The sequence below is a fragment of the Aquimarina muelleri DSM 19832 genome (assembly GCF_000430665.1).
In the GTDB taxonomy this organism is placed as follows: domain Bacteria; phylum Bacteroidota; class Bacteroidia; order Flavobacteriales; family Flavobacteriaceae; genus Aquimarina; species Aquimarina muelleri.
The window spans coordinates 17,671-33,059 of sequence record NZ_AUML01000038.1; the positions used below are offsets into that span (position 1 = coordinate 17,671).

Genomic DNA, 15,389 nt, shown 5'->3' on the forward strand with positions numbered 1-15,389 from the left:
ACTTTTTTAAGTCTGCCTATGGCTGCACAAAAAGACTCGTTAAACATAACTATCCAAATAGACAGTAGTAAGGTTATATTGCAAGATTTTTCAGAAAACCTTAGCCAAAAATATAATGGTAAAGAATTTGAATACAATACCCTTGAGGGAGAAACTCAAAATCTTTTAGCTCGCGCAATTGATTGGCTTTTCAATGGTTTAAAAGATATTTTTGGGATTGACATATCTCCAGAATTTGCAAAACTAATAGAAAATATTATATATATATTATTAATAATTGTTGCTATTTATTTTGTAATTCGTGTGCTTACAGGCAAAGATGCTGTGTCTTTTTTTAAGAATAAAAATAATCTGGTAGCTCCTATACATATTACAGAAGAACATATAGAGAATATAGATCTAAACGAACTAATTACCAATGCGCTTAGTGAAAAAAATTACCGCCTCGCCATACGATATATGTATTTAAAAGCGCTACAAGATTTATCTATAAAAAATATTATTCAGTATCATTTTGAAAAAACAAATACCGATTATTATAAAGAAATAACAGACTCTTCGCTAAAAACTAATTTTAACAGAATATCCTACTTATATGATTATATATGGTATGGCGAATTTGATTTAGACGAAGAAGGGTATCAAAATGCAAAAAAATCATTTGATCAGTTACATACAAAAATGAATAGCCTTGGATAAAAAATCTAGAAACATACTCATTCTGTTTGGAGCTGCATTACTTGCTATTATTGTAATTGAGGTAACCAGACCAAAACCTATTAATTGGAAACCTAGTTATACCTCTGTAGATAAAATCCCGTTTGGGAGTTACATTCTTTATAAAGAGCTTACCGAAACTTATAAAGACAAAAATGTAAATTTAGTTTCTAAAAATCCATATGAATTCTTAAGCGATTCTACGTACAATACCAATTCTGCATACCTTTTTATCAATACAAATCTGGATTTTGATAAACGTTCCTACGAAAAATTAATAGCATTTGTAAGACAAGGAAACTCTGTGTTCCTGGCAGGAAGATATTTTGGAGAAATACTAAAAGACTCATTACGTATCGAAACCGATATTGATTATCAAATAACCGAAGAAGAAATTACACCTACATTTTTTTCGTCCTATCTACAACAAGATTCCTTGCCTAAGTTTAAAAAAGGGGTTTATAAATCTGTTTTTAAGAGTTTTGATACTACAAAAACTAAAGTGCTTGGGTATCTAAAAAATGAAGAAGAAAAACTAAGTCAGATAAATTTTATAAAAATTACCGAAGGCAAAGGAGAGATATATTTAAACACCATACCCGAAGCTTTTTCTAATTATTATATGCTAAAAGATAACGGTGTATATGCTGCTAACACTCTATCCTTTTTACAAAAAAATCCTACTTTGTATTGGGATGATTATCTAAAATCTGGTCGTAAAATTATAAATTCGCCTATGCGATTTGTATTAAACCAAATCCCCTTGCGATGGGCATATTACCTTTTAATTATCGGGATATTGATTTTTATTATTTTTAAAGGAAAAAGACAGCAACGAATTATTCCTGTTGTAGAACCATTACAAAACACCTCTATCGAGTTTGCTAAAACCATAGGTGACCTTTACTTTCAGCATAAAGATTATAGCGATATTATTTCTAAAAAGATCACATACTTTCTAGAAAAACTAAGAAGCCAATACTATCTAAACACCAACGAATTAGATACAACGTTCATCAATAAATTAGCGGTAAAAAGCGGTCATTCTCTTACTGATACTAAAGAATTGGTAGATCATATTCATGCCCTAAAAGGAAGAATTGCGCATACCGAAGCTGATCTAATTGCACTAAACAAAAAAATAGAAAAATTTACACTATAGATATAGATTATGGAAGAAAAAAATGAAAACCCTATAGAATTTAATACCAGAATAGATCTAAAAAATTTACAAGAAGCAGTACAGCAAATTAAAAATGAGTTAGGTAAAATTATTGTTGGGCAGCAGGATATGATCGAGTTATTAATCTTATCGATACTAGCCGATGGCCATTCGCTTATTGAAGGTGTTCCAGGAGTAGCTAAGACAGTAACCGCAAAGCTACTTGCCAAAACAATGAATGTAGGTTTTAATAGAATCCAGTTTACTCCAGATTTAATGCCCAGTGATATTTTAGGAACCTCTATATTTAATATAAAAACCTCAGAATTTGAATTTAAAAAAGGTCCTATTTTTTCTAATATCATATTAATTGATGAAATTAACCGTGCGCCTGCAAAAACACAAGCCGCAATGTTTGAGGTTATGGCAGAACGCCAAATTACAATCGACGGTATTGAAAATAAAATGCAAGCACCATTTTTGGTATTTGCCACACAAAATCCAATCGAGCAAGAAGGTACGTATGCCTTACCAGAAGCGCAATTAGACCGTTTTTTGTTTAAAATAAATGTTGGATACCCATCTCTGGAAGAAGAAGTTAAAATTCTTGAAGGGCATCACCAAAGAAAAAATGCAGTTGCTACCGATGCAATTCAACCTGTTCTGGATGCAGCCCAAATCGCAGAATATCAAGAAACTATTAAAAATATTATTATCGAAGATAATCTGTTAAAATATATAGCATCAATTGTAAATAATACACGTAATAATGGTAATTTATACCTTGGTGCTTCTCCCAGAGCCTCTATAGCAATAATGAATGCTTCTAAAGCACTTGCTGCAATTAACGGGCGGGATTTTGTTACACCAGACGATATTAAAAAAGTAACTCCTGCTGTACTTAGACATCGTATTATATTAACTCCAGAACGAGAAATGGAAGGTTTTACTACAGAAAAAGCAGTATTACAAATTATAGAAACTATAGAAATCCCTAGATAGTGAGAACTTTTTTAAAAAGTATATATCTTAAAAAATTATTCTTTATCACATTCTTTAGCATTGTGATACTGTTTATTATTTCTTACTTTTTCGAGAATATATTTAGTATTGCCCGATTATTCTTTTTTATGCTTATTATAGCATTAGTATTTGATATATTACTTCTATATAAAAATAAATTAGGAACGCAAGCCAACAGGATTTTACCCGAAAAATTATCTAACGGAGATCCAAACGATATTGAAATTACCATAACCAATCGATATCAGTTTAAAAGTAACATTACTATTATTGATGAGTTACCCGTACAGTTTCAACATAGAAGTTTTCATATAACATCTACCTTAAAACCTTCTCAAGAAAGAAAATTTACATATACCGTTCGACCAACGCAGCGAGGAGAATATCATTTTGGAAATCTTAATATTTTCACCTCCTCTCCTATTGGTCTTATATCCAGAAAACAACAGTTTTCTACGGAAGCTATGGTACCTAACTACCCTTCGTTTCTACAGCTTAAAAAATATGAATTTGTAGCTTTTACCAATAGATTAAAATTATACGGACTTAAGAAAATAAGAAAGATAGGAAACACTCTGGAGTTTGAACAAATTAAAGAATATGTATCTGGCGATGATATTCGTAACATTAACTGGAAAGCTACAGCAAAGAGAAACCATTTAATGGTAAACCAATACCAGGACGAAAAATCACAACCTATTTACTCGGTTATCGATACGGGGCGTGTTATGAAAATGCCTTTTAATGAATTAAGTTTACTAGATTGTGCTATTAATGCTACTCTGGTGATTTCGAACATTGCAATCAAAAAACAAGATAAAGCAGGTATGTTTACTTTTTCTCGTAAAGTAGAAAATACTGTGGTAGCGCAACGACGAAAAAGCCAAATGAATTTGGTTCTGGAAACTTTATATAATATTACTACCGATTTTGCAGAATCTGACTTTGCACGACTGTATATCGATATAAAAAGGAGTATTACCCATCGTAGCTTATTATTATTATACACCAATTTTGAGACCTTAGATGCATTACACAGACAACTCCCCTATTTACAAGCAATTGCTAAAACACATTTATTAGTTGTAATTTTCTTTGAGAACACAGAATTAAAGTCTCTTTTAGATATTCCTGCAAGTACTACACAACAGATTTTTGAAAAAACAATCGCAGAAAAATTCGTGTATGAAAAGAAAATGATCGTTAATGAATTAAGCAAACATGGTATACATTCTATTCTTACCGCTCCAGAAAACCTAACAATAAATACCATAAACAAATACCTAGAGATTAAAGCCAGAGGACTTCTATAACCCTTATAAAAAAAGACTAAAAGACTTTATTATTGTAACTTTTTTGCTTTTCCAATTACTTTTGCAGGAATCCCTGCTACAGTAGTATTTGCATCTACATCTTTGGTTACTACACTACTGGCAGCAATATTAACATTGTCGTTAATTGTTATGTTGCCTAATATAGTTGCTCCCGCTCCTATAAATACATTATTCTTTATTTTTGGGTGCCTGTCTCCTCCTGCATGCCCTGTTCCTCCCAATGTTACATTATGAAAAATAAAAGCATTATCCCCTATTTCTGAAGTTTCTCCTATAACCAATCCTATACCGTGATCAATCACTATCCCTTTACCTAATTTAGCATTAGGATGAATATCCATTGCATATACCTCAAAAATTCTATTTTGAAAAAACTTAGAGGTCAGTTTTTGATCCTTCAAATAAAAACTTCTTGCTATTCGATACGCAGATACAGCTTGAAAACCCCTATAAAACAAAAGGACTTCTAAGTAGGAATTACAAGCAAAATCTCTATCATAATATCCTTGAAGATCTGTAATAATTTGTTTTTGGATCTCCTTATCCTCTTCTAGTATCTGAATAATTATTTTTTCCAATTCCTTTTTAGGTAAATACTCATTAGCTAGTTTTTTACTTAATATAGATGCAATTGAAGCCCAAAAATTCTCTTTCCCTGTTATATTATAGCGTATTACCTTTTCTATAACTGGTTCGTTATTAATAAATCTTTCGGATTCGATTTTTATTTTATCCCAGATGTTTTTCATTTAATTTAAGCTTCTATGATCCTAAAGTTTAGATCATTTTTTATTTTACTTCATCTTTTTTTACTTTGATAAAATACTTTACTTTAATTTCATTAAGCATTTTGATAATCTCAACACCTCCTTTATTCATCATAGAAAAATAGGTATTTCATCTACAATTGCAATGCTTCAATCCTTTGTTTGTATTCCGCTATTTTGGATTCTAGCCGTTTGTTTAAATATTCATTTTTATTAATAAGGGTAGATGAAATTAATTTAGATTCTTCGTAGTACTTCACTATTTTACTTTTAGACCAATGCCTTGGTGGAGTTTGCAAGTTTGTAATTCTATCTGCTATTTTAACTATTCCAACTTCTTTTTGCAGTGCATTTATACGAGTTAGGCTATCTTTCATTTTTTCTTCTTTAGACGGCAACTTTTCATCTTTGGTTAAAGCTTGTACCGCTTTGGCTATAGATTCTCCAAAAGTTTGTTTAATCTCTTCAAAATCTGTAGCTGTATCTTCTATCGTATCATGTAAAATTGCTACTTGTATCGCAAAATCTATATCAAAGGAGTTATCAAAATGATATGCAAGCAATACTTCCATAGCTACATTTGAAATATGTAAAAGATAATTAGCATTTGTTCCTGGAACTTTTTGTTCACTATGTTTTTCTCCAGCAAATTTGATTGCTTTTTGATATAGTTCTTGTGTCATATCTATTAGCTGTGTTTACCTTATATTATCTACAAATCTAATTGATTATTAGTTTGTCTCAAATTATTTATTGAAACTCTCTAACCTTTTACAATTCAACCTCAAAATAGCAACTGTTTTAAAAAATCGATTTTAAACAACAACTTGTTAGTTTTTATTCATGTACAAGATAACCTTATCTAAAGAAAAAAAACTGATTAACAATATCATCTATATAAATCTACCTTGTTTATTTGATCCCCCTATCGAGAGCTATTCATTTCGTTAAGTAAGTTTCGGCTACACTAAAAATGATATTTTTTAATACATCTATAAAAAGAAATTAGATAACTATCTAGATATTTCTGTTTTTAAGTATTCTCTACATAAAAAACAATAGATAAAATAAATTTTTAATAATTTATTAATAAATAATATCAATAGCTTTTATACTTTTGTTTTCCAAAATCATAAACTATGACCATTACACAGTTAAAATATGTTTTAGCAGTAGCAGAACATCAAAATTTTACTAAAGCTGCAGAAAAAACTTTTGTTACACAACCTACCCTAAGCATGCAAATTCAAAAACTAGAGGAAGAGTTGGATATTCTTATTTTTGATCGTAGTAAAAAACCAATTGAATTAACAGAAGTTGGCAACAAACTTGTGGAACAAGCAAGAAATATTGTAAATGAAAGTGAGCGTATACAAGATATTGTAGACCAACAAAAAGGGTTTATAGGTGGCGAGTTTAAATTAGGAGTAATTCCTACAATAATGCCAACATTATTACCTATGTTTTTGAATAACTTCATAAAAAAATATCCTAAAGTAAAATTAAAAATTGAAGAGTTACATACAGAAGCAATTATAGAACGCTTAAAGGATGGTCATTTAGATGCCGCAATTGCAGCCACTCCGTTAGAAAATGAATCTATAAAAGAAAGAGTTTTATATTATGAGCCATTTGTTGGATACATCCCTTCAAGCCATAGACTTAATCAAAAGAAAAAAATTGATATTATAGATCTAGATATTGATGATATGTTATTACTTGAAGATGGGCATTGTTTTAAGGACGGAATAATCAATTTATGCAAAACTAAAAAAAGTTATGAAGAAGATCACTTTCAATTAGAAAGTGGCAGTTTTGAAACACTTATAAAATTAGCAAATGAAGGATTAGGAATGACTCTCTTACCATATTTGCACACCTTGGATATAAAAGAAAGTGAAAAAAATAACTTACATTATTTTAATGATCCTTCTCCCGCGAGAGAAGTTAGCTTAATCTTTAATAAAAGTGAATTAAAAATGCAAATTATAGAAGCTTTACATTCTACTATAGCTGGTGTAGTAAAAGGAGCTATTACTTTTCAAAACGTACAAATTATAAGCCCTTTAACAAAAATAAAAAGCGACTAAATAGTCGCTTTTATTTTATGTTTTTAAATAGATTAAACAAGATTCTAATTCTGGTTGTTTTACTGTTAGAGATTGAATCCAAATTTTCAATTCTTCAATTTCGTGTGGAAGTAGCCTGTTTAGTGCTTTGAGAACTTCCTTTGTAAAAAGATTAACATCAAAACTTACTTTATTTAGTACAGTTTTAGTATAATCAAACATTGCTCTAGCCATAAATTAATAGGGGTTTATAAACATTATGTTTAAACAAAAAAATGTAGGAATAATCTTATAATTTTTAAAATTGCTATAGCTAATATATGCAAATAAAGCTATAAGATCGTATTTTAGCGATTATTTAACATTGTTAAAAATTGTTATCACCATCTAAAAGTCCTCCTAGAATACTCCCCTCTCCTTTGCTTTTACCTCCTGATCGTGGAGCTAAAGCTAAAACTCTATTTGCTAACCTGCTAAAAGGTAAGGATTGAATATATACTACTCCTGGGCCTGTTAAGGTTGCAAAGAACAAACCTTCTCCTCCAAAAATAGTGTTTTTTATACCTCCTACAAACTCAATATCATAATTTACATCTTTAGAAAAACCTATTATACAACCTGTATCTACTTTTAGTTTTTCACCTGGTCGTAGTTCTTTTCTACACGTAGTACCACCAGCATGAACAAAAGCCATACCATCGCCTTCTAGCTTTTGCATAATAAAGCCTTCTCCTCCAAATAATCCTCTACCGAGTTTTCTAGAAAACTCTATTCCTATAGATACTCCTTTTGCAGCACATAAAAATGCGTCTTTTTGACAAATAAATTTTTCACCATAATTAGTTAAATCTATCGGAATAATTTTACCTGGATAAGGAGACGCAAAACTTACTTTCTTTTTACCACTTACTTGATTATAAAAAGCCGTCATAAACAAACTTTCTCCAGTTAATAATCGTTTACCTGCTCCAAAGATTTTGCCCATGACCCCTTTATTTTTTTCAGAGCCATCTCCAAAAATTGTGTCCATTTTTATACCATCCTCCATCATCATAAAACTACCCGCCTCTGCAATCACTCCTTCTTGCGGATCCAGTTCTATTTCTACATATTGCATTTCTTCTCCTATTATCTCATAGTCTATTTCGTGTGCTGTCATTTTTTAATTTTTTAAATTATTGTTCTATAATCTATTAATATAGAGTAATGAATAGTCCATCTATAAGTAAGCACTTTTAAGAAAATGTTACATTCTATTCATTCCATTAAATCAATAATTTCGGAGCAAACTTACGAGGTATGCTTCCGAAAATATATTTTGTTCGAGGCTAGCCTCGAGGAATTCTATAGATTAAACTCCACAATGTGGATTAAAATCATTTATTTCTTTTTCTTTATTTTAACTGTCCATTCAAAATTAAAAGTAGAAACCTCAACACCTTCTTTATTAGTTCCTATGGCCTTCATCCATAATGTTTGCCCTTCTCCCGTTTCAATTGTTTTTTTAATTGCATCTTCTACCAAACCCCCATCATTACACACAAAAGTGATTCTACCAGTAGCTTTTTTGGTAAAAGTTGCATTATTATTAGCAACCAACATAGAAATATTTTTACCACTATTTTTAATATAACTAGTCACTAATGCACCTGTAGTTAATTCAGCCGCCATTCCTTGTACTGCCCAAAACATAGAATTAAAAGGGTTTTGATTTATCCATCGGTGTTTTACACTAACAATACACCTAGTGTTATCAATGTTTTTTACGCGTACCCCACATAACCACGCAGAAGGTAATTTAACTAGTAAAAATATATTCAGTTTTCTTGGAGTAATATTCATCAGTTTGATTTTTAGTTCTCACAATATAAGTAAAAGAAACCCCCTATAAAACAATTCGAAATCTTAAATATATGTTAAATTATGGTACTATGTTTTGCATAATACCTTTTTTTAACCATATATTTGCATAAGAAACTATTATATACTTTTAAAAATGTCAATCAAAAATCACAAAAACATCGCAACTTTTATGCACTTAGGTGCTTTTTCTAAATACTTTATTCCTTTTGGAAATTATATTGTTCCTGTACTACTATGGTCTTCTAATAAAGATAAATCCAACTTTATAGACGATCATGGTAAAGAAGCTATTAATTTTCAATTAAGTATTTTATTATACACCGTTATTTTAGGGATTTTCTCATTTCCGTTTTTTATTTTCAATGTATTTGGAGATGCTAGCGTTTCAGATTTATTTCATTTTAATGATATTTCTATTAATTTTTCTAATGCAGGAGGGTTTAGAACACTAATAGGGGCTTCATTTATTGGAGTTATAGCACTAATCGGTTTTTTTCTGGAAATAGTTTTTGTGATTTCGGCAGCTTTAAAAGCTAACAAAGGAGAAAATTATAAATACCCATTAACTATACGATTTATAAAGTAGCGTAACAATCAAAAAAAGAGGATAGTAAACTTAAAATATAACCTCATCAATTATATTTATTTTAAACATATAATCTGTACACATCCTCTAATGCCATTTTTTTTAAATAATCATCAAACATCAATCAAAAAATGAACAGTTTAACAATTAAAAATTAGTTTTATGAAGATAGAAAACACAAAAGCGCAAATGCGCAAAGGTGTTCTAGAATATTGCATACTTTCTATCCTAAAGGACGATGATGCTTATGTAGCTGAAATTTTGGAAACCCTTAAAGATGCAAAAATGCTTGTGGTAGAAGGTACTATATATCCTTTATTAACCAGATTAAAGAATGCTGGATTACTTAGTTATCGCTGGGAGGAATCTACATCTGGACCACCACGTAAATATTATGGACTTACAGAAACAGGAAAGCTGTTTCTTAAAGAATTAAACACCACTTGGGACGAATTACAGAATGCTGTAAACCTTGTAACCAAACAAAAAAAGAAGTAAAATGAACAAAACAGTTAATATAAATTTAGCAGGCATATTTTTTCACATTGACGAAAACGCTTATCTAAAACTGCAACGTTATCTTAGCGCTATAAAACGCTCCTTTACCGATTCACAAGGTAGAGATGAAATAATTGCGGATATCGAAGCACGTATTGCAGAGTTGTTTAGTGAAAAAATAAGAGACGAACGACAGGTTATCGGGACTAAAGAGGTAGATGAAATAATTGATGTAATGGGGCAGCCCGAAGATTACAGATTAGATGAAGAAATCTTTGAGGATCAACCTAAAGCTTCATATCATACTCCAAAAACATCTAGACAGTTATTTAGAGACACTACAAATTCTTATGTTGGTGGAGTAAGTTCTGGACTAGGACACTATTTAGGTATAGAAGTAATTTGGGTTAGATTAGCTTGGGTATTATTTACAATTTTTTCTAGTGGTGCTTTTATACTTATTTATATTGCTTTTTGGATTTTTGTTCAAGAGGCAAAAACGACAGCAGATTTTTTAGCAATGAAAGGCGAAGCTGTTAATATAAGTAATATAGAAAAAAAAATTAAAGAAGGTTTTGATGGCGTAGCAGATACTGTAAAAAATGTAGATTATCAAAAATATAGTAATAAAGTAAAAAGTAGTTCTACAACTTTTTTTGAAGCTCTGGGAGACGTGTTACTATTTTTATTAAAGATTTTTGTGAAATTTACAGGAGTACTTCTTATTATAATAGCGGGAGTTACTTTAATTAGTCTGTTTATTGGTTTGTTTACCTTGGGTACATTTGGTTTTATGGATATGCCATGGGTAGAATATTTTGAAGTAAGTAGTCACCCCGAAGTACCTTTATGGTTAATCTCGTTGCTATCCTTTTTTGCCGTTGGAATACCGTTTTTCTTTTTATTCATTGTAGGATTGAAAATTTTAATAAAGAATTTAAGATCCATAGGAACCCCTGCTAAATTAGGTTTATTAGGAGTTTGGATACTTTCAATAATAGGATTAGCAATTGTTGGTTTTAGACAAGCAACTCTAGAAGCTTATGATGCTGAAGTAATTACCGAGAAAAAAATGCTTTTAATTTCTGAAAAAGATACTCTAACTATAAAAATGGTAGGGAATAATAGGTATGTTAGACATATGCAGCACAAAAATGATTATAAAATTAAAAGAGATGCACAAGGAAATAAAATACTAGTATTTCAGGATATCGAAATATTCTTGAAATCCTCTAAAAGAGATTCATTAGTAGGAATTAGTATAGAAAAGAAAGCCGAAGGAAGATCGTATGAAGAAGCATCTAAAAGAGCCGAAAATCTTAAATACAGCTATGAAGTAGATAAAAATACTCTCTTATTAGATAGTTATGCAATAACTGATTTTGCTAATAAATATAGAGGTCAAGAAGTTAAAATCATATTAACATTACCTGAAGGCATAACTATATTTGCAGATAATAACACCTCTCGGTTTAATAACTCCTGGAAGTATGATGATTATATTACCATTGATGGTAAAGAAGGAGAATACACAAAATTAATACAAGGAAAATTAGAATGTGATACATGTCTTGATAATGAAAATGAATGGGAATATCACGAATCTGAGGATAATGAAGATGGAGTAAATATTAATATAAATTCTGATGGGGAAGATTTTAAGTTAAAAATTGATGAAAATGGTGTAGAACTAAATAACGAACCCGTAAAATTAAAAATAGACGAAAACGGAATAGAAATCAAAACCGAAAACTAAATCAATCAAAAACTCTTCTCTTTTTTTATCTCTTACTAATAAAAAAAGAGAAGAAAACAATAGTTTACAATTATAAAACAATCAATCATGACCACACTAGCCAAAATTATAGTAACTTTTTTTTTAACCTTATTATGTTGTTCTTGTAATCTTGCCTTTAATGGTATTAAAGGCAAGGGAGAAGTAGTCAAAAAAGAAAGAACAATTAGTCAAAAATTTGATGCTGTAAAAGCCAGCAAAGGCTTAGATGTTGTTCTTGTAAATAGCTCTGATAAAAAGATAATTGTAAATGCTAACAAAAATCTACACGATCACATACAAGTATATGTAGAAGGAGCAACCTTATACGTTACATCTGATGATAATATATTTTCTGCAGACGAAAAAAGTGTATTTGTATCCTATGACAAACTTCAAAAAATATCTGTAAACAGTGGTGCAAGTATATCTTCTAATGAAGTCATGGTACAAAAAGATCTAGATTTTAGTGCTACCAGTGGTGCTGATATTAAATTAAATATAAAAGCTGAAACAGTAACAACTTCTGTTACTAGTGGAGCAATGATAAAAATCACAGGAAAAGTAAATAAACATAATGCAAGTGCAACTAGTGGTGCCGATATTCGTGCAGAAGAATTGTTGAGTCTTGTTTCTGAAGCAAAAGCTACTAGTGGTGCCTCGATACGTATTTATGCAAAAAACGAGTTTGCAGGAACAGCTACCAGTGGTGCAGATATAGTATATTATGGCGATCCAAAAAAAGTATCTGAAGCTGATAACTCTGGCGGAAATGTTAAAAAGCATTAAAATTAAAAATTTCATCAATCAAGAATAGCTGCCTGATAAACAAAACTAACCTTTTGTTTTCAGGCAGTTTTTATTTAAAAGAAACCATATATCTCCTATACCTATGAAAAAATTAAACGATGGTGAATATTTTGGCAGTCATAAACAAAAAACACAATACAATGATTTTATAATCACAGATACAGAATATACTCATAAAAAAGTAGATTGGCATTACCACGAAAACTCATATTTCACTTACCTGCTAGAAGGTAAGTTGTATGAAGAAAATAAAAAAGAAAGTCAGTATTTATCTCCGGGTAGTTTATTATTTCATAACTGGCAAGATGCACATTATAATATTAAACCCCCAGAATATACGAGAGGATTTCATATAGAATTAAATAAAAAATGGTTTGATAAATACGATATAAGCCCTATACATTTTGAAGGAAGCATCAACTTACAAAGCCCGCTTATCAAAGAAATCATGAATAAAATTTTCTTCGAAACAAAAATAAATGACCCCGACAGTCAATTAAGTATGGATATGTTACTCCTAGATATTTTTAATAAAATTAACCAGTTAGAAAACACAAAACAATCCAAGAACCCAACATGGGTAAAAAAACTAACCGAGATTCTAAAAAAAGAACCAGAGCTATGCTCTTCTCTACCCAACATAAGTAAAATTCTGGATATTCATCCTGTGCATTTATCAAGAGAGTTTCCTAAATACTTTCATACCACTTTGGGAGATTATATAAGAAAAGTAAAAGTTAATACCGCTATTTTATTAATGACAGATAAAAATCTATCGATGACACAGATTGGTTACGCCAGTGGTTTTTATGATCAAAGTCATTTTATAGCCAGCTTTAAAAGAATGTATAATTGCACTCCTTCAAAATTTAAAAAACAAATCTCTAATGTTAATTTTATACAATTTTAAGAAAAAAAGAGAGTGCATCTTTACCTTAAAATAATATATATGAAACTACAAAAAACATACATCCTTCTATTATCTATTTGTTTTATTAATTCGTGTATAGCAGCGCACAAAAGTATACTTCAAGAAATTGAAAACCATACAATTGGCGAAATTACTTTTGTAAAAGATGTTATCCCACCAAAAGATTATTCAAAAAAAGATATTTTGTCCTCTTTTGATTTAAAAGATTGCAAAGACCTTAATATTCGTTTTTTTTTAGATAAACCTTTAGTACATTATCTTCAAAAACTAGACACTAATTTACCCGCAGAAGAGCTTTTAGCAAAAGGTAATTTTCAGTTTTCTTTTTATGTAGACAATACTCTTATCTATAAAGAAAATTTAAACCAAGGAGCAGGAACTATTGCCGAAAAAAGTACCGCTACTGTATTTAGAAAACCTTTTATAAGTTCTACTAACGAAGACTCATGGGGTAGATTTTTATGGATGCGATTTATGAAAAGAGGTGGTGGTGAAGAATCTTTAACCGAAGGTAGTCATTCCCTAAAAATTGAAATCCGTCCATATCTCGAAACACCAGGTATTATAACAGGAAATATAATCGCAAAAGGAGAAATAACGGTAAATGTGATAAAACCAAAAGTAATCGAAGAACAAATAAAAGTACAACCCATAGCCGCCAATAGTGGGTGGATTATTTCTGAAAACAAATACGATACACAAAAAATAAAAGAGCTGAATAAAAAAATATTGCAGGAAGATTTTAAAGATATTACCAGTATTGTCGTAATCAAAAATCAAAAATTATTGTTGGAAGAATATTTTAACGGAGCAGATAGAACAACGCTACATGATACCAGATCTGTTGGTAAATCTTTTGCTTCGACACTACTTGGGATCGCCATAGAAGACAAATATATTAAAGACGAAAATCAAACATTACATACCTTCTATACTCTTAAAAACTTCAAAAATTATAGCCCAGAAAAGGAAACCATAACTATAAAAAATTTGTTGATGATGCGTTCGGGAATAGATGGTGACGATAGTAATCCTGATTCTCCTGGGAATGAAGAAAATATGTACCCTACTCCCAATTGGTTACAATTTGCATTAGACCAGCCTATGAGCAAGGAAAGTACAAATGATAAAAAATGGTCCTATTATACCGCCGGCACAATAATCTTAGGAGATATTTTAAACAAAAAAGTTCCTGATGGACTCGAAAAATATGCGCATAAAAAATTGTTTGCACCTTTAGGGATTCAAAATTATCAATGGGAATACACTCCTCAAAAAATAGCTAATACTGCAGGTGGTTTACGAATGTCTTCCTTAGACTATGCTAAATATGGGCAGCTATATAAAAATAACGGGGTATGGAATAAAAATCAAATACTCCCTAAAAAATGGGTGCAAACCAGTCTTGCCCCACAAATAGGATTACCGCATACAAAAGATGAGTTTTACGGGTATTTATTTTGGAATAAAAAATATACCATAAATGATATCTCTTATGAGGTTTCGTATTGTAGCGGGAACGGCGGAAACAAAATTTTTATTTTCAAAGACCTTCCTTTAGTTATCGTTATTACTGCAGTAGCTTATAATAAACCAAATGAGGTAGATAAAATAATGAAAGAATATCTTTTGCCTGCTATCATTGATTAGATTAGACTAAGTTCTAAAAAGGATAAAGGATATATTTTTAAAGCTTCAAGGTTTTGAAAAACCTTGAAGCTTTATGTTGTTTTTTGAAACGGCTCATTATGCATGAAGGATTGAAGTGGAAATCCCACAGCCTGAGTTTTTTTTTTTACGAAGCGCGAGGAATTGCAAGGTAAATCCTGACCCTTGTGGTCACGCCCAAATAACC

Annotated in this window: 16 protein-coding genes; 11 read left to right on the forward strand and 5 right to left on the reverse strand. The window is 30.5% G+C overall.

The genetic code is table 11. The annotated features are described in order from the left end of the window. Positions 1-18: 18 nt before the first annotated feature. The 4 genes from H527_RS23205 (at position 19) to H527_RS0115005 (ending at position 4,215) form a co-directional block, all read left to right on the forward strand. A complete protein-coding gene (locus tag H527_RS23205) occupies positions 19-699 on the forward strand; it encodes a DUF4129 domain-containing protein (RefSeq protein ID WP_051316793.1) in 681 nt (226 codons plus the stop codon). Next, positions 692-1,879: a DUF4350 domain-containing protein gene (locus H527_RS0114995; protein ID WP_035088306.1), complete on the forward strand. Its 1,188-nt coding sequence runs from the start codon at positions 692-694 to the stop codon at positions 1,877-1,879. The genes H527_RS23205 and H527_RS0114995 overlap by 8 nt, the downstream gene beginning before the upstream one ends. Positions 1,880-1,888: 9 nt before the next feature. Next, positions 1,889-2,881, forward strand: a complete 993-nt coding sequence (locus H527_RS0115000; RefSeq protein WP_027413461.1) for an AAA family ATPase — start codon at positions 1,889-1,891, stop codon at positions 2,879-2,881. Between the two features lie 128 nt (positions 2,882-3,009). Further along, positions 3,010-4,215, forward strand: a complete 1,206-nt coding sequence (locus H527_RS0115005; RefSeq protein WP_229809298.1) for a DUF58 domain-containing protein — start codon at positions 3,010-3,012, stop codon at positions 4,213-4,215. Between the two features lie 29 nt (positions 4,216-4,244). Here the strand turns inward: H527_RS0115005 and epsC are convergent, their stop codons facing one another. Then, positions 4,245-4,985: a serine O-acetyltransferase EpsC gene (epsC, locus tag H527_RS22285; RefSeq protein WP_051316794.1), complete on the reverse strand. Its 741-nt coding sequence runs from the start codon at positions 4,983-4,985 to the stop codon at positions 4,245-4,247. Positions 4,986-5,137: 152 nt separating this feature from the next. Next, positions 5,138-5,686, reverse strand: a complete 549-nt coding sequence (locus H527_RS0115020) for an HD domain-containing protein (protein ID WP_035088309.1) — start codon at positions 5,684-5,686, stop codon at positions 5,138-5,140. Positions 5,687-6,142: 456 nt separating this feature from the next. Here H527_RS0115020 and H527_RS0115025 point away from each other — a divergent pair, with 456 nt between their 5' ends. After that, on the forward strand, positions 6,143-7,093 hold the full coding sequence (locus H527_RS0115025) for a LysR family transcriptional regulator (RefSeq protein WP_027413464.1): 951 nt from the start codon (positions 6,143-6,145) through the stop codon (positions 7,091-7,093). Positions 7,094-7,108: 15 nt separating this feature from the next. Here the strand turns inward: H527_RS0115025 and H527_RS0115030 are convergent, their stop codons facing one another. From H527_RS0115030 to H527_RS0115040, 3 genes are all read right to left on the reverse strand, one after another. Then, the gene (locus H527_RS0115030; protein ID WP_027413465.1) at positions 7,109-7,306 is read right to left on the reverse strand and encodes a hypothetical protein; all 198 of its coding nucleotides are present in this window, start codon (positions 7,304-7,306) and stop codon (positions 7,109-7,111) included. A gap of 133 nt (positions 7,307-7,439) precedes the next feature. Further along, positions 7,440-8,231 (reverse strand): TIGR00266 family protein, encoded by a 792-nt coding sequence (locus H527_RS0115035; RefSeq protein ID WP_027413466.1) that lies wholly within the window; start codon positions 8,229-8,231, stop codon positions 7,440-7,442. A 221-nt stretch (positions 8,232-8,452) separates the two neighbouring features. Next, positions 8,453-8,914 (reverse strand): DUF4442 domain-containing protein, encoded by a 462-nt coding sequence (locus H527_RS0115040; protein WP_027413467.1) that lies wholly within the window; start codon positions 8,912-8,914, stop codon positions 8,453-8,455. Positions 8,915-9,068: 154 nt separating this feature from the next. Between H527_RS0115040 and H527_RS0115045 the strand changes: the two genes are divergently transcribed. From H527_RS0115045 to H527_RS0115070, 6 genes are all read left to right on the forward strand, one after another. Then, positions 9,069-9,521 (forward strand): DUF4870 domain-containing protein, encoded by a 453-nt coding sequence (locus tag H527_RS0115045; protein ID WP_027413468.1) that lies wholly within the window; start codon positions 9,069-9,071, stop codon positions 9,519-9,521. A 162-nt stretch (positions 9,522-9,683) separates the two neighbouring features. Then, positions 9,684-10,019, forward strand: coding sequence for a PadR family transcriptional regulator (locus tag H527_RS0115050; RefSeq protein WP_027413469.1), 336 nt, complete (start codon positions 9,684-9,686; stop codon positions 10,017-10,019). Position 10,020: 1 nt separating this feature from the next. Further along, positions 10,021-11,775, forward strand: coding sequence for a PspC domain-containing protein (locus H527_RS0115055; RefSeq protein ID WP_027413470.1), 1,755 nt, complete (start codon positions 10,021-10,023; stop codon positions 11,773-11,775). Positions 11,776-11,862: 87 nt separating this feature from the next. Then, a complete protein-coding gene (locus H527_RS0115060; RefSeq protein WP_027413471.1) occupies positions 11,863-12,582 on the forward strand; it encodes a head GIN domain-containing protein in 720 nt (239 codons plus the stop codon). Positions 12,583-12,685: 103 nt separating this feature from the next. Beyond that, on the forward strand, positions 12,686-13,513 hold the full coding sequence (locus H527_RS0115065) for a helix-turn-helix domain-containing protein (RefSeq protein WP_027413472.1): 828 nt from the start codon (positions 12,686-12,688) through the stop codon (positions 13,511-13,513). A gap of 39 nt (positions 13,514-13,552) precedes the next feature. After that, a complete protein-coding gene (locus tag H527_RS0115070; RefSeq protein WP_027413473.1) occupies positions 13,553-15,184 on the forward strand; it encodes a serine hydrolase domain-containing protein in 1,632 nt (543 codons plus the stop codon). Positions 15,185-15,389 lie beyond the last annotated feature (205 nt).